Here is a 23,025-nt window from a genome sequence, read left to right as displayed (position 1 = left end):
CGCCAATTTAAAACGGATTATGCCCCAACTTCTGTGAACCTCTGCTTAAGGCGCTTCTCAGAAATCTTAAATTCTGTACCAAGTTCCTGAGCGAAAAGTGAGACACGATACTCCTCTAACCACCACTGCAGATCCAGCAACTCACTTGATACCACACCGGTATCCTGCGCCTTACTGAGTGCTGATTCGTACTGTTTTTGCCACTTCTGCAACTCATCCGACCATAGTACTTGCTGGCGAAGGTTACGCTGATACTTCTCGAGTCGGATCTCTATCGCGTTGAGATAACGTGGTAGATGGTTCAACCACTCTGGTGGAGTATCGGTGAGATATGTCTTCGAGATAAGCCTATCCAACTGCGCCCTTAGATCATTCAAAACAGGCACAGTTTCAAGATTCACCTTGCCGTTAAGAGCCTTGGATATTCGATGAACTCGCTGATGCAGATCGATAACAAACTTTGCCACACTCAATGTGCTTTGATGAAGTTCAGAGCGAACAGCATCACGGCACTTCGCGAACCCTTCTTCATCTCTAGGAAGATGAGAGGCATCTATCAGACGAAGGGCCGCTGCCATGATGATCTGATCTTGCAGATAGCGCTCATTATATTTTTTGCCCGCTTGGAGAATCGCTTGAGCTAAATTAGGTATCGCTTTTCGTGCATCGCGAACTTGAGATTGCAGTGATAGCAACACCAGACGAGCAACGCCCTTATGGGATGCACGAATAGCATCAAGCGGCTGACTTAACAGAGTAAGCTCAACCGTTTCACCCTTATCGATTAGCGCGGGGTAGGCTTCAACCTCTATACCACCAGCATGCTTAACCCGCTTCTCTTTTGGAAGGTTGCCAAAACTCCACTCGGTAAGTTCAGTTTCACCCCAGCTCTGCTTAGGCGCCTGCTGAATCGCTGTTTGAGCCGCATCACCAAATTTTTTCTGAAGCGCGGTCCAATCTCGACTTTGACCAAGCAGCTCACCCTTATCCCCTAACAAGCGAATATTGATCTGATGCACGGGCTCCAAAACGACCTCACGTAACAGCTCAACCTTCACACGATGGCCCGTTAAGCGCAGTAGCTGCAAAGAGACCGCTTCAAACAGATCCCCTTCTGCAAACTTCAGATTTGTAATCAACTCTGCGACATAGTTTGGTATAGGCACAAACTGTTTTCGCTCAGCTTTAGGTAGACCTCGCAGAAGCGCTTCTAGTTTTGCAGCCAACATGCCAGGCACTAGCCAGTCGAGTCGCTCGCTACCCATACGAGAAATCAGCGGCAGTGGACAATCGATGCTTAATCCATCATCCACTGCACTCGGGTCAAAGCGGTAGTGTAGACGCAGCGGTGCTCCGTCCAGAAGTAGAGTTTCTGGATAGCTGCTCTCACCCACATGTTCTGCAGAGCGTTGCAATACATCTTTTTCGGTTAAGTAGAGTAGCTTCGGTGCTTTCTGCTCGCTCTGTTTGCGCCAAGCTTCAAACCCAGCACCATTGATGATACCGCTACCGCCCTGCTCTGCTAGGCGCTCTAGGTAAAATTGATAGAGTGTCTCTTCGTCTACCAAAAGATCGCGTCGACGCGACTTATCTTCCAAAGCTGCAACGGATTCTAGCAGTGAACGGTTATGTGCAAAGAAGCTACCTTTGGTAACAAATTCACCCTCAACAAGGGCACTGCGAATGAAGATTTCGTGAGAAATAACTGGATCGATTGGCCCATAGTGCACACGATGCTTAGGCACAATAATCAAACCGTAGAGTTGCACCTGCTCGATAGCAACAACCTGCGCTCGCTTCTTCTCCCAGTGAGGTTCTAAATAGCTTCGCTTAACCAAGTGCTTAGCCAGAGGCTCTACCCACTCGGGATCTATCTCCGCCACAGTATGGGCAAACAACTGACTGGTTTCGATCAGCTCAGCAGCCACTAGCCACTTAGGGGACTGTTTAAAGACACCGGAACCAGGGAATATTTTAAACTTGCGATTACGCGCACCTAGATATTCGCCCCGCTCCTGCTTAAAACCAAGCTGGCCTAAAAACCCTGAGATTAGCGCTTTGTGAACCTGTTCATAGCTCGCGCCACTCTTGTTCTCTTTAAGGTCTATAGCCTTGATACTCAGGTGTAACTGACGATGCAAATCGCGCCATTCACGCATACGCAAATAACTTAGATAGTGCTTTTCACACCACTTACGCAGCTGATTTTGGCTAAGTTCAAGGCGTTGCTCTTCAAAGGCATTCCAGAGGTTGAGTAGCGTTATGAAGTCTGACTTCTCATCTTGGAAAAGTTTGTGTTTCTCATCAGAGGCCTGGCGTTTATTCTGCGGACGCTCACGTGGATCCTGAATACTCAAAGCACTGGTTATGGTCAGAATTTCAGAGAGCGCTTGCTGCCTATGCCCCTCGACAATAATACGAGCAATACGTGGATCGACAGGTAGACGCGCCAGCTGTTTACCTAGGTTGGTTATATTCCTTTTTCCATCAACCGCCTGTAGCTCTTCTAGCAGCTTAAAACCGTCGTTGATGAAGCGTTTGTCAGGTGGGTCAATAAAAGGAAATGCATGAATATCACCCAAACGCAGTTGCAGCATCTGCAAAATAACCGATGCCAGGTTAGTGCGGCGAATCTCTGCATCAGTAAACTCAGGGCGAGACTTAAAATCCTCCTCAGAGTAGAGACGGATACAGGTACCAGGCGCGATACGACCACAACGACCGGCGCGTTGATTTGCGCTCGCTTGGGAGACAGCCTCTATAGGTAGACGCTGCACCTTAGAGCGATAACTGTAGCGCGACATGCGCACTAAGCCTGGATCAATCACATAGCCAATACCCGGAACAGTAACCGAGGTTTCAGCAACGTTAGTTGCCAGGACAATACGCCGCCCGGCCGCTCGACCACCGGTAAAGACTCTATTCTGCTCGGCCAGAGACAAACGTGCATAGAGTGGCATAATTTCGGTATCACGTAGGTCTGCTCTACGCAGTGTCTCGGCGCTATCTCGTATCTCTCTCTCACCGGGGAGGAAAATCAATATGTCACTAGGCCCACTATTGCCCTTGGCACGATCTATCGCTGTTATCTCATCGACAGCAGCAAGAATCGCCGTTTGATAATCACCCGTGGCTTCCTGCTCTTCGCTCCCTTCGTTTAAAGGACGGTAGAGCATCTCAACTGGAAAAGTTCGGCCAGATACTTCGATAACCGGTGCTTCATTAAAATGTTTAGAGAAGCGGTCTACATCGATAGTTGCCGATGTAATGATCACTTTGAGATCTGGACGCTTAGGCAAAATACGCTTTAGATAGCCCAGAATAAAATCGATATTGAGGCTTCGCTCATGTGCCTCATCGATGATGATAACTTCGTAATTATTGAGGTATCGATCGTGCTGAGTTTCTGCCAACAAGATACCATCAGTCATCAACTTGATCTGGGTGCTTTCCCCGACCTGATCATGGAAACGTACCTGATAACCGACACGCTCACCCAGGGGTGACTTAAGCTCTTCAGCTATACGATTGGCGACTGTACGAGCTGCCAATCGACGCGGCTGAGTGTGACCGATCAGACCACGGCAACCCAAGCCAAGTTCTAGACAAATTTTAGGCAACTGCGTGGTTTTACCAGACCCCGTCTCACCTGCTATGACTACGACTTGGTTATCACGTACTGCCTCTAGGATTTTATCCTTGGCACCTGTGACGGGAAGATCCGGATAGTCAATTGTTTGCAGCGCCAGCTCAGTGCGCTTGCTTACAATAACCTCAGAAGCTTCGATACGTTCGATAATCTTCGCAAGCAGCTCAGCCGATGTCGCGATATCCGAACCCTGCGCAGCAACACGCTCTATCTGCTGTTTAATCGGAAATCTATCCCGAATCAAACAACGCGAGAGTCGATTACGAAGCTGTTCAATTGTAGGTTGGGTATCGGTCACTGGAGGTCCAAAAATGCAATTAAGTCGGGCATTTTAACGAAGAGTCGTAGCAGCTTAAAGAAACCATTTCGGTTTCTAAATCGAGGAGGTTTCAGGCCTCGCTCAGTTCGTTGCGTAACACCTTGCCCACAGGGGTATGAGGCAGGCTTTGGCGCAGCTCAATACGCTCCGGGACCTTGTATGATGTGAGGCGCTGGCGACAGTACTCTCGAATCATCTTTTGCGTTAAGCGACGGTTGTTAGTTACAGCATAAAGCCGCAATTTGGTCTCACCCTCCTCCTCATAAGCGCTCACCGCAACATCTAGAATATCTGGATGTTCTGCTACCAGAGCCTCAATCGCTGATGGATAGACTTTAAAACCACCGATATGAATAACGTCGGATTGCCGCTCAATCATGCGTAGAACACCCTGCTCTTCAAAGCGGCCTATATCACCGGTAGCGAGCCAAGCATCCGATGAAATCTCAGCACTTTGCTCTACATAGCTACAGTATCCCCGCATCACCTGAGGACCACGAACATAAATCTGCCCTGCACTTCCGATAGGTAAAGCATTGCCATCAACATCACGAATTTCAATCTCGGTGAGTGGTAAAGGTGCACCGACAATGCCATCGCGAAATTGGCCGCTAGTATCCAAGGTAACTACAGGTGAACACTCTGTTAAACCATACCCCTGTGAGATCACATTGCCTGTAATACTCTGCCATCTATCCGCAATGTACTGTTTGAGGGGGGCGCCACCCGAAAGCGTGCATTTCAGGGCACTAAAGTCGAGCTGCGAAAATAGTGGATGCTGCATCAAACCAATAAAAACCGGACTGATACCGGCGAACAGCGTAGGTCTTACCCTATCGAACAGTTCAGCTATCTGATTGATATCCTTAACATCGCTCAGCATCTCAACAGAACCACCCTGCGCCCAAGTCGTTAGACACATCATCATCGGATAACTGTGATATATGGGCAGCGGCTGAAGCAGTCGTTGTCGACCTTCCAACCCCATCATCTCCAGTGAAACAGAGAGCTGACGCATGTTTGCAAGAAGATTACCGTGAGTCAGTTTTACCCCTTTAGGAGTGCCAGTGGTGCCACTAGTTGATTGAACAAGCGCTACATCATTTATAGGAGTTTGCGCTATACGACGTACATTAAGAGCTCGGTAGTCCAAACCATCACGAAACTTAAACTCAGCCAAACGACGACGCGGGGTCTTCATGTGACGAAAGAATCGCTTAACAGGTCTCAGGAACCAGTAACTAAAATCCTCTTCAGAACAGCTAATTGTCTGCAGCGTTTTTTTGCGACGACGAGAGAGGTCTAGTAAAACAGGACTTTTAGCTTCAGTGATGATGACACTAGCACCACTGCTTTTAGCAGCCCGATCTATCTCTTCAACTCCTGCAGATGGCGATAGACAAACGGGAATCATGCCGGTTCGCCAAGCCGCCATTAGAGCCACAGGATAGTGAACAGAGTTGGGGAGATGAATAATAATGCGAGTCCCTGGAGCTATCGCTAGACGATCAATCATCCAGTTCGCAACCGACATAGAGTAGCGCTCTATATCGCCAAAGGTGAGTTGATCACGATCTACACGCACCGCCACCTTGTGTTCATGACGTTCCGCTAAAAAGGTCGCCAGCCCAGAGAGACTCTCTAAGCCACGAAGGTAGAAGCCAAGTCGACTATCGCTGTTGATAGCACACCTCCCCCTGAGCAAACACAATCGCTTCTCCCGATTCAATTTGCAGCCAAGGTTCATTATCGGTCAGTGGTTCAGTTGCTATAACAGTGACGACATCATTTGGATTGGTCTCACCTCTAAAATCGATACTCAAATCAAAGTCACGCAATTGCGCCTCTCCAAAAGGAGCACGTCGGGTGAGATAGTTAAGTTTTGTCGTACAGTAGCAGTATAGAAACTCTGAATTACTCAGCAGCATATTGAATACACCCAGAGCCCGTAGCTGATCACTACAGTAGCGAATAAGCTCAAAGAGCTCTCGGTTATTGGCTGGCGGCTGCGGGAAAGCTTTTCTGATCTGACCGAGAAGCCAACAGAATGCGTACTCAGAATCGGTGGTACCGACTGGTTGGTAGAAGTGAAGCTCTTTCTCAAACAGCGATTTATCTAACTGCCCATTGTGCGCAAAGGTCCAGGTGAAGCCCCATAGTTCACGACTGAATGGATGGGTATTCTCAAGGTTTACTTGGCCAACATTGGCTTGGCGAATATGACTAATGACGGTGCAGCTTTTAATCGGATATTGGCATACCAGCTCTGCGATAGGCGAGTTGACGCTTGGTTCAGGATCGTGAAACGCGCGCAGCGCTTTGCCTTCATAAAACCCTATACCCCAACCATCTCGGTGCGGGCCTGTACCACCCCCACGCTGCATAAGACCTGCAAAACTGAAACAGATATCCGTGGGTACATTCGCGCTCATACCCAAAAGCTCACACATCATCGACTCCCTGTCAGTTTAGTTTGAGCCAGTATATACGATTAAACGAACGGGGTCAGAGTCATCCTAGGATGACTCTGCCCCCCATAACGTTGCCATTAACAAGCCAACTCAAAACAAGGAGTATATGAAGCGTAATCAATCTTCATCCGACGCTGCTCAATGAAGCCCTGCAATAACTCGGATAATGCATCAATCACCACCTGATCACCGCATAGTTTAAAGGCACCATGCGTCTCAACTGCCTGAACCGCTTGCTCTTTAACGTTACCCGCAACAATTCCAGAAAGCGCCCTTCGCAATTCAGCCGCAAGCATATAGTCTGGCTGATCTAAATGCAGATCGAGTTTTGCCATATTATCGTGCGTTGGATCAAAAGGTTTCTGTAGCTCATAAGGAATAAAGAGGTCCCAATTGTAGTGGTAAGCTTCGCCCGCCTCTTTACGATGTTCAGTAGCCGCGTCAAAACCTCGTTTCATCTCAGCTGCTACTGCTGCTGGATCGTTCACAATAACCTTGTATAAGGACTGGGCACGCTCACCTAGAGTTGCACCGATAAACTTATCGATCTGTTCAAAGTAGGCTTCACTACCCTCTGGGCCTGTGAAGATAAATGGAAACTCAACGTCGCGGTTCTCTTCTCGCAGAAGAATGCCGAGCATGTAGAGAATCTCCTCGGCAGTACCTGCACCACCAGGGAAAACCACAATGCCGTGACCAAGACGAACAAACGCCTCTAAGCGTTTTTCAATATCAGGCATGATGATGAGTTCAGATACGATCGGATTAGGACTCTCGGCCGCGATAATGCCTGGCTCAGTAATACCGATATAACGCGCATCACTGATACGTTGTTTAGCGTGAGCGATGGTCGCCCCTTTCATAGGCCCCTTCATGGCACCCGGTCCACAACCGGTACAGATATTGATTCCCCGCAACCCCAACTCATAACCCACTTTTTTGGTGTAGTTATATTCAGGACGCGCGATTGAGTGGCCACCCCAACAAACAGCAATATTGGGTTTCACATGTGGCTGCAACGCCTCAGCATGTCGCAGAATATGAAACACCTTATGGGTGATCTTCTCGGAGTCACTCAAACCCCTTCCTACATGAGCTACCTCATCAACGACATAAACAAGGTCACGTAATACTGAAAAGAGATGTTCGCGAATACCCTGAATAAGTTCGCCATCAACAAAAGCTGAAGCTGGCGCATTCTCAAGCTCCAACTGCACGCCACGGTGCTTGGTACCAATATGAACATCAAAATCTTTGTGAAGCTTTAGTACCTCATGAGTGCTATCCATCTCACTTCCACAGTTCAGGACGGCCAAAGCACACTTGCGAAACAACGGATAGAGACCTGCCTCACTGCGATCTCTAATTCGCTCTACCTCATGCGGTGAGAGCATGTCTAAACTTTCTAGAGGACGAACACTGGCTGATACAGACTGACTACTCATAAATAACTCCTCAGCGTAATGGCTCTGTAATTATTACGCAGTTAGATTAAGCATAGATGACATTTGCTAAACCAGCACTCTTAGTTTAGCTTTGAGTGGTGGGCACAATGTTCACTATCCTCTTTCGTGACCGATAAGGAAATGCCAATGAGCGCATCCAAACTCTATATCCTCGATACAAACGTTCTCCTGCACGATCCGAAATGTCTTGTTGAGTTTAAAGAGCAAGATATCGCTATACCGATGACCGTGCTTGAAGAGTTAGATGATATTAAAGATCGCAAAAAGAACGTCGCTGCTGAAGCGCGTGCTGCGATTCGAGAGATCGATAAGATCCTAAGTGGGGCTACTAGCCCTTCAGAGATTCATAGTGGCGTACAGATCAAGCTTGAGGGTAAAGATCGCGAAACTGTTCTTGGTAAGCTCTCCATCTATCCAGACCACGAACTTGGCAAAGAGAAAGGTTTCCTCCCGGCTGAAACCAACAAAGACAACCGTATTATCAACTGTGCGCTGCATCTCCAAGCGACGATGCCGAAGCGTCAGATTATCCTTGTTACTAAAGATCTCAACATGCGCCTCAAGGCGATGGGTGCAGGCCTAAAACGTGTTGAGGACTACCGTACTGACCAGTTAGTTTCAGATATCGATCTACTCCCTGCTGGCCATACGCACCTTGAAACGCCATTCTGGGAAGGCGTTGACGAGGTAGAGAGCTACCACGATGCAGAGCACACCTACCATCGTGTTGCACGTGAGGTCCTTCCGGAGACCTACGCCAACGAGTACATCTATGATGACTCTCAAGATTTCGCTGCACGGACTATGCGCACTGAGGGAGATAAGGTCATTCTTCGCGATCTTGGCTACCAGAAATTGATGCAGCAAAACTGCTGGGGCATTAGCCCAATCAATATCCAGCAAGCCTTTGCAATGAATGCCATGCTCGATCCAGATATCGACCTTGCCATTCTTTTAGGCTCTGCAGGTTCAGGTAAAACCTTGATAGCCCTAGCAAGCGCACTGGAGCTGGTCATTGAGCAACAGCGTTATAATAAGATTATCGTTACCCGCTCTACTCCACCTGTCGCAGAGGATATCGGTTTCCTACCAGGTACCGAGGAGGAGAAGATGACACCTTGGTTGAGCGCAATTAACGACAACCTTGAAGCGATGCATGAGCATGATGAACGCCCACAAAGCAGTGTTAAATATGCGATTGAGAAGGCCAATATTCAGTTCAAGTCACTGAACTTTATTCGTGGCCGTAGCATTCAAAATGCGATTGTGTTGATTGATGAGGCGCAGAACCTTACGCCACAACAATTAAAAACCATTCTGACCCGCTGTGGTAAGAACACCAAGATGGTCTGCTTGGGTAACCTTGCTCAGATCGACTCAAACTACCTCACAGCACTTACCTCAGGTCTTACCTATATCGCAGAGCGCTTCCGCGATTATGAGGGCTGTGCATCTGTTCACTTTGAAGGGATCTTCCGCTCGAAATTGGCAGAATACGCTGAAGAGCATCTCTAATAGTCTAAGCGACACAACAAGGCGGCCATCGAGCCGCCTTTTATTTTGCAATTGCAGCAATAACCCTATCTACAACACCTTATCGAACGTTCAATTCTATTTGGAATTCACACTAACCAGTCTCGGGTTTAATTAGCGAAAGCCACTCTAATAACAAACCAATTAAAAAGATCTATTAAGAAGATTTAAGCGAAAAATGTCCGCACAATGTATCCGTGAATCCCAATAACGACGCGGTTTCGTCTATTTTTTAGTGCTTAACCAACAGATTCAATCTTCAACATTAGTCTGATCAATTTTTAAGCAACTTGGCGCTAGGCCGCATAGAAACTGACTTATCAGAATTTGCTATACAGCTATAACGAAAAATTCACTTAGAAAGGTGATTACATTATGGTGCAGCGCAATATAATCAGCATCAAGTAATAGGGATGTCATACAAAGCATGTATGGCAACAATGGATACCGACGAGAAACTTTCGTTAAATCCCTAGGTTTGCAACTAACCTCTATTCGGCCAAAAGCCTAACATTGAGTTACTGCAGACCCATTTGTTCAAATTGCAGATGTGGTGGTGTTATGGATACGCAGAAAGTAGACGTGTTATTAGTTGGCGCAGGCGCAATGAGTACAACTCTAGGCGTGATGCTCCAGGAACTTGATCCAAACCTAAAAATCTTAATGGTTGAGCGTTTGGGACATGTAGCTAGTGAAAGTACCGATGGTCTTAACAATGCCGGTACAGGTCACGCCGCTTACTGTGAATTGAACTACACACCTAAACAGGCTGATGGCTCAATCAACTGTAGCAAAGCATTTTCGATCAACGAGAGTTTCGAAATCAGCCTACAGTTCTGGTCGTACCTTGTGAACAAAGGTGCACTACCTCATCCTAAAAAGTTTATAAACACCTCTCCACACTGCAGCTTTGTCTGGGGTGAAGAGAATGTCGACTTCCTTCGCAAGCGTCACTCAGCACTGACACAACACCCACTATTCAGTGCCATGGAGTACAGCGAAGATCCAGCAGTCATCAAAGAGTGGATGCCGCTGGTAATGAATAACCGTGATCCAAACCAACCCATTGCTGCCACCCGTGTTCGCTACGGATCAGATGTAAACTTTGGTGAGCTAGCGCGTTACATGGTCAATTTCCTTGAGATGAGCGAGAACTTTGAGCTTGCCCTCTCTCGTGTCGTTACCGACCTTAAACAGAAAGAGGACGGCAGCTGGAGTGTGAAACTTAAACACTCTGCTAAGCCAGATACTTACAAGGTTAACGCTAAGTTTGTCTTCCTTGGTGCAGGCGGTGGTGCACTTCCACTTCTTCAGAAATCTGGCATCCCTGAAGGTGATGGCTACGGTGGTTTCCCAGTGAGCGGCCAGTGGTTGATCTGTAAAAACCCTGCCGTAATCGAACGCCATCATGCCAAGGTTTACGGCATGGCACCTCTAGGTGCTCCGCCGATGTCGGTTCCGCATTTGGATACACGAATCATTAATGGCAAAAAAGCACTTCTATTTGGACCTTTTGCTGGCTTCTCCACTAAGTTCCTGAAGAATGGTTCACTTATGGACCTACCTATGTCGTTAAGCCCAGACAACCTTATCCCTATGATGTCTGTTGCTAAAAACAACATGGACCTCACCAAATATCTCATCAGTGAAGTGATGCAGACGCACGGTTCACGTGTTGAATCGCTGCGCAATTTCTTCCCTGATGCTGAGGAGAATGATTGGGAACTTTCCTACGCTGGTCAGCGTGTTCAGATCATCAAACCAGGTAACGAGACCAAAGGTAAATTGGAGTTCGGAACTGAAGTAATTTCCGCGGCAGACGGCTCGTTAGCTGCACTACTTGGTGCATCACCAGGTGCATCTACTGCCACTAACACGATGGTTTGTATCATTGAAACTTGTTTCAAAGAGCGCGCGCAAAGTGCTGATTGGAAAGCAAAATTCAAAGAGATGATTCCATCATACGGTGAATCACTTGCGACCAATAGCGAACTTCTTGAGAAGGTTCGCAGTCACACACTCAACACGCTTCTACTAGACCAAGAGTCAGAGTCAGAAGCAGCCTGATAAAGTGGCATTACCCCTCCCCTAGGGCTAACATAGACGCTCTTAAGGAGTGCCGTTTTGATCAAAGGTCTTTTCCAGCGAATCATCATTTTGGTGGTTCGCTTTTACCAGCTTTTCATCAGCCCTATTCTTGGGCCGAGATGCCGTTTCTATCCATCGTGTTCTAGCTACATGATCGAGGCGGTATCACTGCATGGACCAGTTCAAGGGTTTTGGATAGGTATGAAACGGATTGGTCGCTGCCATCCAGGTTCAGACGGCGGCATAGACCCAGTCCCGGGTAGCGAACTTGAGATGAGCTACCAGCAAGAGCTAGCAGAAGAGGCAGCCAAGTGCGGCTGCGGTGCGTCGAAGGAGCAACCCTAATGTTTTCGGCCGGATCACTATCAGCCATTGTAATCGTCTATATGGGCATGCTGTTTGCGCTTGCCGTATTAGTTGAACGCTACGCTCGTAAACGTTCGGGGCTTCGCTGGCAAGGCGCTATTTATGCCCTTTCTCTAGCTGTTTTTTTCACCTCTTGGACATTCTACGGCAGCGTGGGATTTGCCATCGCCAACGGTGCACAATTTTTTGCCATTTACGTCGGTGCTATTGTGGGACTCATTTTAGGGGCCGGTGCTCTTAAACGCATGATTTTGGCAAAAGAGAGTTTTCGCCTCACCTCAATCGCAGATCTAATTTCGACTCGATACCGACGTTCTCAGCGCCTCGCTGCACTCGTCTCAATTCTTGCCATGATCGGCTTAGCACCCTACATCGTTCTCCAACTTCGTGCGATTTATGGAGCTTTTGAGGTACTCACTGGAGAGCCAAGCAGCAGCGGCAATGGCTTAGTCGTAACCCTGCTCATGGCGCTACTGACCATCATGTTTGGCGCGCGCCGTGTTGACCCCACAGAGCGTCACCAAGGAATTATTGCCGTACTAGCGGCAGAGAGTCTTATCAAGTTACTCGCGTTTATTGCTGTAGGCCTTTTCGTCACCTACGGACTTTTCGATGGTTTCCAAGACCTACATCAAAATATTCAAACTGCCAACCTTGAATACCTCTACTCTGCTGGGCAGGAAGGTAGCGGCTATACCTGGGTTGCTCTAATTATTCTGGGCGCTGCTGCAATCTTGATGCTGCCTCGCCAGTTTCACGTCACTGTAGTTGAAAACGCTGACTCCAAACATCTAAAGAGTGCTATTCGCCTCTTCCCGATCTACACCATTGCAATCAATCTATTTGTTATTCCCGTTGCAGCTGCAGGCCTCCTACTAGGCCTACCCGCATCGGCAGGCGATCAGTTTGTCCTCCTTATCCCACAGATGAGCGGAAGCCCAGCGTTGACCCTAATCGCTTTCATAGGCGGCTTTGCTGCAGCAACGGGCATGATCATAGTCACCACACTTACCTTGGCGACCATGGCCTCTAACCATCTAGTTATCCCTATCTGGCGTCGTATTCGTCCTGATACTCAACTAGCTGCATCCCTACTGCAGATTCGTTGGGGGTTAATTGTCATCATTCTTTTGTTGGCATTCACCGCCGCTGAGCAGTTACAGGCTCCCTACATACTTGTTTCGCTTGGACTTATCTCCTTTGCTGCTGTGCTGCAGTTAGCGCCTGCAGGTCTCATCGGCCTATTCTGGAAAACAGGCAACAGTCTGGGTGCAGCACTTGGTCTTCTGATTGGCTACCTGGTTTGGTATTTCACGCTTGTCGTTCCACCGATGGTCGGTGAGGGGTGGATTGATCAGAGCATCATGACCCACGGATTTATGGGTTACAGCTGGCTGCGCCCACAAGCGATGTTTGGCTTTGACTTCCTCCCACCGCTCGCTCACGGGGTATTCTGGTCGCTACTCTTTAACCTCGGTTTCTACTGGCTAGGCAGTAAACTCTACCGTCCGCGCAAAGTTGAGCGCGCCTTAACAGCCGAGCTGTTTAATGCAATGCGAGAAGAGATGAGCGATCGTTATAGAAACGCTCGCCCGACCGGACTTGAAGCCTACATCGAACGTGAACCGAAGATTCAAGAGGCCGAGAAACTCCTAAACCGCTACCTCTCTGATGAGAAAGCAGAAGAGATGTTGGGTTCGATATTGAATGATCTTCAACTCGGAAGCCGCAGCCATCTGACCGTCGTTGAGCTGATGGAGTTCCATCGCATGATCGAGCATCGCCTTGCGGGCTCCATCGGTGCAGCAGGAGCACACTCTGCCATAGAGGACTCAATTAGTTACAGCGACCGAGAATCGGCAGACCTTCGCGCCCTATTCAGTCACCTTGCTAGCGAACTTAAGCTGAGTCAGTCAGATGGGCGCGGGCAGCAGATCGTCTCTGGAGAGGGTTCTCAGTTCTTTAGGGATCTGCAGAAAGGCAACGAGATGCTGAACAATGAGATTGCTCAACTGCGCAATGCCAATAAGGTGCTCGATGAGAAACTGGATAGACAGTATCAAGAGATATTCAAATACCGCTTAGAAGCCCAGCGTTTGAATATGGAGAATGAGGCTCTAAAGGCACAGCTAACACTAGAGATAGGTAGCCGTGCCATCGAGGGTGATGCTAAGGAGTCTTAATCAGGACGCCTTAAGCATCCTCACGTTTTAGATGGATATCCATCTGCGGGAATGGAATACCGATACCCGCCTCATCGAAACGAAGCTTAATCTGCTCGGTAATAGCCCACTTAGTATCCCAGTAGTCATCTGTTTTAACCCAGGGGCGACAGACAAAATTCACACTGCTATCGGCTAACTCTGCCACGGCAATCTTGGGTGCAGGATCCTCTAGCACGCGCTCATCTGCAGCTAATATCTCAGCCAAAATTTGCTTGGCAAGACGGATATCGGAATCGTAAGAGATCCCCACAATCATATCGATACGACGTGTAGGACGACGGTTATAGTTTGTGATGATATCGGAGTAGATCGCACCATTTGGGACAATGACCTCGCGGTTATCACCAGTACGCATCACCGTATTAAAGATCGTAATCTGTTCCGCAACACCAGAAACACCAGCTACCTCAACAAAATCACCCTCTTTAAACGGTCTAAAGAAGATTAGCAGGACGCCAGCAGCAAAGTTCTTTAACGAATCTTGCAGCGCCAAGCCAATCGCTAAACCAGCGGCACCCACCAACGCAATCAGCGACGTGGTATCTACCCCTAATTGCCCTAGCGCCGCTACAACGACAAACAGAATCAAGGCGATATGGGCAACCGAGCGGATAAAATTAACCAACATCGTATCCATGCCGGTTTTAGTCAGAACTTTATCAAGCCCCTTCGCCAGCAGACCAACAAACCAACGACCGATGATGAATATCGCAAGCGCTGAGGCGATATTGATCGACCAGGGGGTGATATAGGTATCAATAATAAGCTGTGTATCAGGCATGTGTGCAGATCCTAAAAACTGTTCTATCTTAAGGTTTAAGAAAGGTTGAAAACGTTAGAATACAACCCTATTAAGTACTATAACTCAGGTATTCGAGTTTCCAAGAAGATGTTGAAGTTTATTTCTGTTGTACCTGCTATTTTCACTGTCTCAGCATTCGCTGCACAGAACCATATTGCCGATGATGTGCAGCTATTTATGCACAGCGGCCCCTCATATGAGTTCCGTATTGTTGGTCGCGTGCGCAGCGGCGATAGCATTACTATCGATAAGGCGAGTGGCGACTACACCAAGATTAAAACCGAGTCTGGCAAAGAGGGCTGGGTTTTAACCCGTTATATTGCCGAGGGAGAGAGTCAGCTTAAATCGCTTCAGAGCGAACTCCCTACCCTGCGTAGCGAAGTGGATAACTTGCGTGCTGAACTGACTCATCGTGAAGAGCAACTTCAGACTGTTCAGACCCAGCTCACAAACTTTCGTGCTGAAACATCCAATCGTGATGCGGAAGTTTTAGAGCGTGACAAACGCATTAGAGAGCTAGAATTTCAGGTAGCCAGCATGGATCAATCAAACCTCATGCGTTGGCTAACACACGGCGGATTAATTGCCCTGGGCGGCTTAATTATTGGAGTGATCGTTTCCAACCTTCCACGCCGTAAGAAGAGACAAAGCGAATGGTTCTAATAGAACCAAGTAGTAATTACAAACAAACTAAGCGAAGAGAATGAATATGGGAATTGAGATGATGAGTGTAGTACTTGCAAGTTTAGCGACACTGGCTGTTATCGGTTACCTAGCATCACAAATTAAAGCGAAAGCTGAAGCGGACAAAGTAGCTCTTCAGCCTATTCGTATTGAAGATGAAGAGAAACAGCGCATCAAGCGCTAATTCAATTTCAGATATCGATCTCTGAGATGGGGCGCGGAGTAAAATCTGCGATCCCACCCTCTTTGGTCCAAGCCTTCAAACCCTGCTCGACACGCACAACGCCTTTAAAGCGTGCCTGAAGATAAGGCACAACCTCTTCCAGCGAATCTATATCACATAGAATTACGCCACCGCGATCGTCTTCTGTCGAGAATAGAAAGGATTGCACACCCAGACTCCAAGCTTGAAAAACCTGAGTGTAACAACTTAGCGTGGAAGACTCACCAGTTTAGATAGCTAAAACACCCTTTCATCTCTTGGCGAGCCAATTGATAGTCAGGAAAGAACTCAGCAACCAATCCCCAAAATCGGGCACTGTGGTTCATCTCCCTAAGGTGACACAACTCATGAATAATCACGTAGTCCTGTAATTGCTGATTCAGATGCACCAAACGCCAATTTAAAGTGACCTCTTTGCGACTACTACACTGTCCCCACTTCCGCTTGTAGTTGGCAGTTGCAACGCTCAACGGAGTAAGTCCAGTAAAGTTTGAGAGTTGAGCTGTGCGCTCGCTTAGGTGAGCCTCAGCAAATTCATTTAAGAGTTGCTTTAAAAGTCGTTCCTTGGATCGAGCGGTTGCTTTTCCTGTTACAGCAACTGTGATGGTATTGGCAGCCAAATCAACTTGTGATCTTTTTGCACTCAGTGAATAGCACAAATTAAAGGGACGTCCCAAAAGTGGCAGTGTACTTCCTTCATGATCGATATAGTGCTCAGATAACGCTGCAGCTTGCTTGGCCAACCTAGGCTTAATCCAAGACTGTTTTTCAAGGAGCCAAGCGAGTACTTCAGTCTCTGCCACATAGCTAGGAACTCGAACAACTACTTCGGCGTTATCGATATGGATAGCCATACGACGACGCCGTGCTGATCGCTCTATTCGATAACTGAATTCAACTTCCTGTGGCATGCATGATCATCGCTATTCCTGAGATGCGAGTATCATATCAGCTAATGCGTTTGCTGAGGTCCATGCTCCCTCAATTCCTGGCGCACCAATCCAATCACCGCAGGCACCTACCTTCAACTCACTATCCCAAAGCGCGAGCTCACCTTTGCCTGCTGAATGGGAGCGAGAGTAGAGCCAGCGATGCAGTCGTGCATTTTCAATCTCTAAAGCGTCATTAACAGCCTCTTCGAGAACCTTTTGCACATCAGACAGCACAGCATCTCTATTGTCCTCAATGCACTGTTCACTCCAGGCTTGTGACATCTCCACATGAAGCAGCGCACCGGAGCGAGCGGGTTTATGACTCTCAACCACAATGCGCGAGATTGGGCTATCCGCCAAATTGACGATGTCTGAGTTCTCAAGCACCTTAGGCAAGCGTGCCAACTGAAACAGTGCTACCCAACTCGCCGTTGTGGTCGCTACACGGGCACGCTTAGCGAAGCGGCTAACCACCTCCAATAAAGGCTCTGCTTGAGGTGCAGGAGCAGCTGAAACAACAGCATCGAAATAGCCAAGGAGATCGCCATGTTCATCACGAACTAACGCGCCACTGGCATCACTCCAAAGCACGCCTACACGTTTCTCAGTGTGAAGTGTAACTCCATCGAGAAGTGCACGAGTTAACGCAGAGTTGCGCCCCACCCCTAACCACTGATTTTGAATGCTGGCTGATCCATTCAGACCTTGCTGTACTTTGGCTGGCCAATGAAGTGCACTCCCCTTACGCTCAAGCATCGTGAGCCATTCATTAAACTCAGCAGAGTGCGCCTCGATAATTGGCGCACCCAAATCAAGGGATGCTTCACCTAAGCGCGCTGCAGCTAGACGCCCACCCGTGCCACGACTCTTTTCAAATACCTCGACACTCATACCCGCGTCGGTTAAACGACGTGCAAGGGTTGCCCCTGCTATACCCGCACCAACAATCGCTACACGTTGCATCAACTATCCTTATCCATCGGAACGGCCAGCGCGGCCTCTAACTGTTTTACTAAACCGGAACTCTCTGGCGATGTCATACTTGAATAGACATCAATCACCTTGCCATCACGTCCAACAAGATACTTGTAGAAGTTCCATTTCGGTGACACTCCAGTGGCTTTAATCAGATCACTAAATACTGGATTGGCATAATCGCCACGTACATGCGACTTCTCAAACATTGGGAATTTAACGCCGTAGGTTAGACGGCAAAACTCCTGGATTTTGTTCTCTTGGTTATACTCTTGATCGGCAAAATCACCCGACGGAAAACCCAGTACCGAGAAACCCTGATCTTGATACTTAGCGTGCATCGCCTCAAGCCCTTCATACTGACCAGTAAATGCACACTTGCTGGCAGTATTGACAATCAGCAGAACCTGTCCCTTGTATGCCTCACAGAGGTTAACCTGCTTCTCACCTGCAAGCTCGCGCACTGTATGGTCCAAGACATTCATACAGCTATCTGCAGAGGCTGTTTTAAAACCGACTAAAGCGGCTAGCATTGTTAAGATTCGCATAAGCTTCATTGTATGCCTCGATTCAAATATTTAGTTGGCTATATGTACGTGACTTTCTAGATTTCAGATGACTGAAAGAGCCGATGACAGGCTGAAGGCCTGTCACGGTAACATTGTAGCTAGTTCAGTGCACCGATGACTGGCCTTTAGCCAGTCATCCGCTATCTCAGCGACTTCCAGACATCGGGTTCACAGATACTGGGGTCAGAGTCATCTTCAGATGACTCTGACCCCAATAAAGTGCCAGCAAACTTGCACTGCAGCATGTGTTTGTTAGCATAGTGACCTCAATTCACGGAGCGCTGCATCTTCACCAGAAATCGCATCTCCATTTACAGGAGAAAAAGATGCAAATCGCTGACAAATCTGTTGTTTCAATTCACTACACCCTAACTAACGTGCTTGGCGAGACTATCGATAGTTCTGTAGGCCAGGAGCCACTTGTCTACCTTCAGGGTGCGCAAAACATCATCGCAGGCCTTGAAGCGGCGCTTGTAGGTAAAACTGTTGGCGATTCACTTCAGGTAACTGTAGAGCCAGCTGAAGGTTACGGTGAGATTCGTGAAGAGCTTATCCAAGAAGTTGATCGCAGCGCATTCCAGGGCGTTGATGAGATCGATGTTGGCATGCAGTTCATGGCACAAACTCCATGGGGCGAGCAGCCAGTGACTGTTATCAAAGTTGAAGGCGAGATGGTTACTCTAGATGGCAACCACCCACTTGCTGGCGAAACACTAAACTTCGACGTTGAAGTAGTTGAAGTTCGTGAAGCTACAACTGAAGAAGTTGAGCACGGTCACGTACACGGTGCAGGCGGCCACCATCATTAAGCACTAGTGCTAAGTTGATATAAAAATGCCGAGCTTAGTGCTCGGCATTTTTGTATGTAGAGTATCGATTAACGATCTTCAGAGGTCGCTTCGATGTGGTGGAAGGTCAAGTCAGCACCACGGAACTCCTGCTCTTCATCCATACGGATACCTGCAACAGCTTTCACAACACCATAGACGATAAAGCCACCGACTAGTGCTACAAGAATACCTGCAAGCGTACCAATAACCTGAGAAGCTAGACTTACGCCACCAAGACCACCGAGGGCTTCAGAACCGAAGATACCTGCAGCGATACCGCCCCAAGCACCACATAGGCCGTGTAGCGGCCACACACCCAGTACGTCGTCGATCTTCCACTTGTTCTGAGCAAGGGTGAACAACCAAACAAAAAGCGCACCAGCGACACCACCAACCACTAGCGCCCCGATTGGGTGTAGCAAGTCAGAACCTGCACAGATAGCAACAAGACCAGCTAGAGGACCGTTATGGATGAAGCCAGGGTCATTTTTGCCAACCAGAGTTGCAGCGATAATACCGCCAACCATAGCCATCAAGCTGTTAACAGCAACTAGACCTGAGATTCCATCAAGAGTCTGCGCAGACATCACGTTGAAACCAAACCAGCCAATACAGAGAATCCAAGCACCCAATGCTAGGAATGGAATGTTTGATGGTGGGAAAGCCTGTACACGATCATTACGGTAGCGACCTTTACGTGCACCGAGTACGAGCACAGCTGCAAGACCTAACCAGCCGCCTACTGCATGAACAACGACAGAACCTGCAAAGTCATGGAAACCAGCACCGAAGCTGCTCTCTAACCAGCCCTGGAAGCCGTAGTTACCGTTCCAGATGATACCTTCGAAAAATGGGTAAACAAACGCTACACAGAGTGCTGCTGCGATAAGCATTGGGTAGAAGCGCGCACGCTCAGCAACACCACCAGAGATGATTGCTGGAATAGCCGCAGCGAAGGTCATTAGGAAGAAGAACTTCACTAGGTCGTAGCCGTTACCCTGTGCAAGCGTAGCTGCGTCAGAGAAGAAAGTTACGTCATACGCAATCCAGTAACCTACGAAGAAGTAGACGACTGCCGAAAAACCGAAGTCGGTCATGATCTTAACAAGTGCGTTCACCTGGTTTTTACGACGGACTGTACCCACTTCTAAGAATGCAAAGCCGGCATGCATCGCAAACACCATGATCGCACCCAAGAGGATGAACAATGTATTAGAGCTCTGGACTAGAGTCTCTACTGCACTATTAATTGATTCCACCAATTTTCTCCTAAAGTTTTTGCACAATGGATGTGCATCAACAAAATTTACGCACCTTTTTGGTGCATTTAGATCTAGTTATAGCCATCTAAAACAAAGCAAGATTAGATAAAATGATCACAAAAACCACATTATAATCAAAGTTTTATTAAGCTTTATTAAAGTTAAAAGCAGCGTTAGCTAAAAACAGTTGCCTAGTAGTTTGCAAGGAGCGTACCAACTTTGGGCACACTCCTCACAAATGCACAGATCAGGAGCGATGACGAATTTCAAAGCAGCAATGAATCTTCTCATTGCGTTTAAAATCTTGATCGATCGTCTTAGGAGTAGTCTCTTTAATATCAAACGCAGAGAGCGCTTCATAGTCGAGCTTAAAGCGACGGTAGTTGTTAGAGAAGATCAGTAGCCCACCCTGCTCTAGCAGTGCCATGGCGCGCTCGACCAACATGACATGGTCACGCTGGACATCGAGAATGTCGCTCATACGTTTAGAGTTTGAGAAGGTCGGTGGATCCATGAAGATCAGATCAAAGGTCTCTGTACGAGGACGATCCAACCACTGAATACAATCAGCCTGAATCAATTTTGCCTTATTCGCTGGGATCTTGTTCAAATCAAAGTTGCGACGTGCCCAATCTAGGTAAGTTGCTGACATATCGACGCTGGTCGTCTCTTTAGCCCCACCCACTGCAGCATGCACGCTTGCAGTTGCTGTGTAACAGAAGAGGTTAAGCACTCGCTTATCTTTAGCCAACCCCTGAATCTTCTTGCGCACGGGGCGGTGATCGAGGAACAGCCCAGTATCCAAGTAATCTCGAAGGTTAACCTCAAATTTACAACCATACTCTGTGACAACAAAGGTCTGACCTTGGCTATCTTCACGCTCGTACTGGTCACTACCCGCTTGGCGTTTACGCTGCTTTAGAGTGATCTTGTCGGTGCTCATCTCAAATACACGACCCGCCACTGCTACCACCTCTTGGAGGCGCTTGAATGATTTAACAGGGTCAACCTTCGCTGGCGGAGCATACTCTTGAATCACGACCTGATCGGCATAACAGTCGATAGCAACGGCATATTCAGGTAGATCAGCATCATAAGCGCGGTAAGCTTCGATCTCTTCTCGCTTAACCCAACGACTCAATTGCTTCAAATTTTTACGGAGACGGTTCTCAAACATCTGAGCCCCATCCGATAGTGCACCAACTTGGTGCGTTTTATTTGACTGGTCGCCAGTCAAGCCTGTATCGCCAGCAGTAGCAGCCTGGGAACTCTCACGCCCCTCTTGCGGGTAGACAGTAAAGAGCAACAGCTGACTTGGTAATGGGCCGTTAAAGAGGCGGTATAGCTTATCAGCGCGTAATCCCATCACTTTGCCAAGTTCAGGGTTAGAGGTGAAAATCGCAGAGCGCCAACCCACAGTTTGAGCTTTTAGGAAATCACCCAACTGGCTGTAGAGAAAACGCAGGCTAGACTGTTCACCCAAGCGCTCACCATAAGGCGGGTTACTAATTAGAAGACCACTCTCCTCTGCGTTTGGCAAAACAAGGCTCGCCAAATCACAACGAGTAAATTCAACAAGATCTGAGACACCTAGGGCATCCGCGTTGGCAAGCGCACGATCTACAGCCAGTTTGTCCGCATCAAAACCACGCATTGGTACCTGTGATATAGCCAATCCAGCAACACGGCGCTCCTGCGCTTCCTGATAGATAGGAGTCCAAACACTTGGCTGGTGGCCACACCAGCGATCAAAACCCCAACGGCGACGAAGTAAACCTGGAGCAATATCTGCTGCAATCATTGCCGCTTCGGTAATCAGGGTACCCGCACCACACATTGGGTCTACTAGCTGTTTAAACTCTGAATTTGCACCCCAACCACAGCGCAACAATAGACCGGCGGCAAGGTTCTCCTTCATCGGAGCTGCACCAGTCTGAAGACGATAGCCGCGACGGTGGAGTGACTCACCCGAAAGGTCGATAGCTATTTGCGCACTGGTGCGACGCAAGTGAACATTGATACGCAAATCTGGCTGGTTTTTAGCCACCGAGGGACGGCGACCTGTTGCATCACGCACCTGGTCGACTATCGCATCCTTAACCTTCATCGCACCGAAGTGAGTATTATTAATCGCTTCGTTACGACCATTAAAGTCGACTGTCAGCGTACCCTCTGGGCGCAGGTGATCTAACCAATCAATCGCTTTGATACCCTCATACAGAGCATCAGTAGTTGTTGCGTCAACCTCTGCTACCAATAAGAGAACACGGTTAGCTAGACGCGACCAGAGACAGATTCGATAAGCATCAGCAAGTTCAGCCTCAAGTTGCACCCCTGCTTGGGTCTCTTTGGCTTGCTCTAAACCCAACGAGCGAATCTCCTCGAGCAGGAGGGACTCAAGTCCTTTGGGGCAGGTTACAAATAGTTTCATCTGATGCTCACTAAACTTATTTAGCTGTATGAATATTTTTCACTCAGCAATTCTATATCGAATTTCATCGGTTAAACCCATGATAACCACAGGTTTTTTGCTAGTGCACTAAGGGCAAATTTATTACACCTTTATTTCACATAGCTTATTTAAATTACGCGTTTTCACAATTTTGCATTAAACATATAAGTGTGACTACG

18 protein-coding genes are annotated in these 23,025 nt (G+C 48.0%); 7 read left to right on the top strand and 11 right to left on the bottom strand.

What is annotated here, in order from left to right:
• Window positions 1–17: 17 nt before the first annotated feature.
• The 4 genes from hrpA to ppnN all read right to left on the bottom strand — a co-directional run bounded on the left by hrpA (window position 18) and on the right by ppnN (window position 7,884).
• Window positions 18–3,947: an ATP-dependent RNA helicase HrpA gene (gene hrpA, locus HH196_RS02590; protein ID WP_169450529.1), complete on the bottom strand. Its 3,930-nt coding sequence runs from the start codon at window positions 3,945–3,947 to the stop codon at window positions 18–20.
• Window positions 3,948–4,038: 91 nt separating this feature from the next.
• The gene (locus tag HH196_RS02585; protein WP_169450528.1) at window positions 4,039–5,673 is read right to left on the bottom strand and encodes an AMP-binding protein; all 1,635 of its coding nucleotides are present in this window, start codon (window positions 5,671–5,673) and stop codon (window positions 4,039–4,041) included.
• The gene (locus HH196_RS02580) at window positions 5,639–6,418 is read right to left on the bottom strand and encodes a class II glutamine amidotransferase (protein WP_169450527.1); all 780 of its coding nucleotides are present in this window, start codon (window positions 6,416–6,418) and stop codon (window positions 5,639–5,641) included. Before HH196_RS02580 ends, HH196_RS02585 begins: the two co-directional genes overlap by 35 nt.
• A 98-nt stretch (window positions 6,419–6,516) precedes the next feature.
• Window positions 6,517–7,884 (bottom strand): nucleotide 5'-monophosphate nucleosidase PpnN, encoded by a 1,368-nt coding sequence (ppnN, locus tag HH196_RS02575; RefSeq protein WP_169450526.1) that lies wholly within the window; start codon window positions 7,882–7,884, stop codon window positions 6,517–6,519.
• A 147-nt stretch (window positions 7,885–8,031) separates the two neighbouring features.
• Between ppnN and HH196_RS02570 the strand changes: the two genes are divergently transcribed.
• The 4 genes from HH196_RS02570 to HH196_RS02555 all read left to right on the top strand — a co-directional run bounded on the left by HH196_RS02570 (window position 8,032) and on the right by HH196_RS02555 (window position 14,075).
• Window positions 8,032–9,420: a PhoH family protein gene (locus tag HH196_RS02570; RefSeq protein WP_169450525.1), complete on the top strand. Its 1,389-nt coding sequence runs from the start codon at window positions 8,032–8,034 to the stop codon at window positions 9,418–9,420.
• Window positions 9,421–9,999: 579 nt separating this feature from the next.
• Window positions 10,000–11,505: a malate dehydrogenase (quinone) gene (gene mqo / locus HH196_RS02565; RefSeq protein WP_169450524.1), complete on the top strand. Its 1,506-nt coding sequence runs from the start codon at window positions 10,000–10,002 to the stop codon at window positions 11,503–11,505.
• 57 nt (window positions 11,506–11,562) lie between these two features.
• A complete protein-coding gene (gene yidD / locus HH196_RS02560) occupies window positions 11,563–11,871 on the top strand; it encodes a membrane protein insertion efficiency factor YidD (RefSeq protein ID WP_371807844.1) in 309 nt (102 codons plus the stop codon).
• Window positions 11,871–14,075: a sodium:solute symporter gene (locus HH196_RS02555; RefSeq protein WP_169450523.1), complete on the top strand. Its 2,205-nt coding sequence runs from the start codon at window positions 11,871–11,873 to the stop codon at window positions 14,073–14,075. The genes yidD and HH196_RS02555 overlap by 1 nt, the downstream gene beginning before the upstream one ends.
• Before the next feature lie 10 nt (window positions 14,076–14,085).
• On the opposite strand, the gene HH196_RS02550 is transcribed toward HH196_RS02555, so the two are convergent.
• Window positions 14,086–14,898, bottom strand: coding sequence for a mechanosensitive ion channel family protein (locus HH196_RS02550; RefSeq protein WP_169450522.1), 813 nt, complete (start codon window positions 14,896–14,898; stop codon window positions 14,086–14,088).
• A 45-nt stretch (window positions 14,899–14,943) separates the two neighbouring features.
• Here HH196_RS02550 and HH196_RS02545 point away from each other — a divergent pair, with 45 nt between their 5' ends.
• On the top strand, window positions 14,944–15,582 hold the full coding sequence (locus HH196_RS02545) for a TIGR04211 family SH3 domain-containing protein (protein ID WP_169450521.1): 639 nt from the start codon (window positions 14,944–14,946) through the stop codon (window positions 15,580–15,582).
• A gap of 40 nt (window positions 15,583–15,622) precedes the next feature.
• Complete coding sequence (locus HH196_RS02540; RefSeq protein ID WP_169450520.1) at window positions 15,623–15,787, top strand: hypothetical protein; 165 nt, start codon at window positions 15,623–15,625, stop codon at window positions 15,785–15,787.
• Between the two features lie 7 nt (window positions 15,788–15,794).
• Here the strand turns inward: HH196_RS02540 and HH196_RS02535 are convergent, their stop codons facing one another.
• From HH196_RS02535 to HH196_RS02520, 4 genes are read right to left on the bottom strand one after another with little or no spacing between them, the layout of a single operon-like run.
• Window positions 15,795–15,995, bottom strand: a complete 201-nt coding sequence (locus HH196_RS02535) for a hypothetical protein (RefSeq protein ID WP_169450519.1) — start codon at window positions 15,993–15,995, stop codon at window positions 15,795–15,797.
• Window positions 15,996–16,047: 52 nt separating this feature from the next.
• Window positions 16,048–16,737, bottom strand: a complete 690-nt coding sequence (locus HH196_RS02530) for a M48 family metallopeptidase (RefSeq protein ID WP_169450518.1) — start codon at window positions 16,735–16,737, stop codon at window positions 16,048–16,050.
• 12 nt (window positions 16,738–16,749) lie between these two features.
• Window positions 16,750–17,721: an NAD(P)/FAD-dependent oxidoreductase gene (locus HH196_RS02525; RefSeq protein ID WP_169450517.1), complete on the bottom strand. Its 972-nt coding sequence runs from the start codon at window positions 17,719–17,721 to the stop codon at window positions 16,750–16,752.
• A complete protein-coding gene (locus HH196_RS02520) occupies window positions 17,721–18,290 on the bottom strand; it encodes a glutathione peroxidase (RefSeq protein WP_169450516.1) in 570 nt (189 codons plus the stop codon). Before HH196_RS02520 ends, HH196_RS02525 begins: the two co-directional genes overlap by 1 nt.
• 338 nt (window positions 18,291–18,628) lie before the next feature.
• Between HH196_RS02520 and HH196_RS02515 the strand changes: the two genes are divergently transcribed.
• Window positions 18,629–19,111 carry a peptidylprolyl isomerase gene (locus HH196_RS02515; RefSeq protein WP_169450515.1) on the top strand — a complete coding sequence of 161 codons (483 nt, stop codon included), beginning with the start codon at window positions 18,629–18,631 and terminating at the stop codon, window positions 19,109–19,111.
• A gap of 68 nt (window positions 19,112–19,179) precedes the next feature.
• On the opposite strand, the gene HH196_RS02510 is transcribed toward HH196_RS02515, so the two are convergent.
• Together HH196_RS02510 and rlmKL are read right to left on the bottom strand one after the other, a co-directional pair.
• On the bottom strand, window positions 19,180–20,391 hold the full coding sequence (locus tag HH196_RS02510) for an ammonium transporter (RefSeq protein WP_169450514.1): 1,212 nt from the start codon (window positions 20,389–20,391) through the stop codon (window positions 19,180–19,182).
• A 250-nt stretch (window positions 20,392–20,641) separates the two neighbouring features.
• Window positions 20,642–22,825: a bifunctional 23S rRNA (guanine(2069)-N(7))-methyltransferase RlmK/23S rRNA (guanine(2445)-N(2))-methyltransferase RlmL gene (rlmKL, locus tag HH196_RS02505; protein WP_169450513.1), complete on the bottom strand. Its 2,184-nt coding sequence runs from the start codon at window positions 22,823–22,825 to the stop codon at window positions 20,642–20,644.
• Between the last annotated feature and the right edge of the window lie 200 nt (window positions 22,826–23,025).

This window comes from Marinobacterium sp. LSUCC0821 (assembly GCF_012848475.1).
GTDB lineage: Bacteria > Pseudomonadota > Gammaproteobacteria > Pseudomonadales > Balneatricaceae > Marinobacterium_E.
The sequence above is the reverse complement of the archived record's forward strand: the minus strand, read 5'-3'. Positions and strand labels throughout refer to the sequence as shown.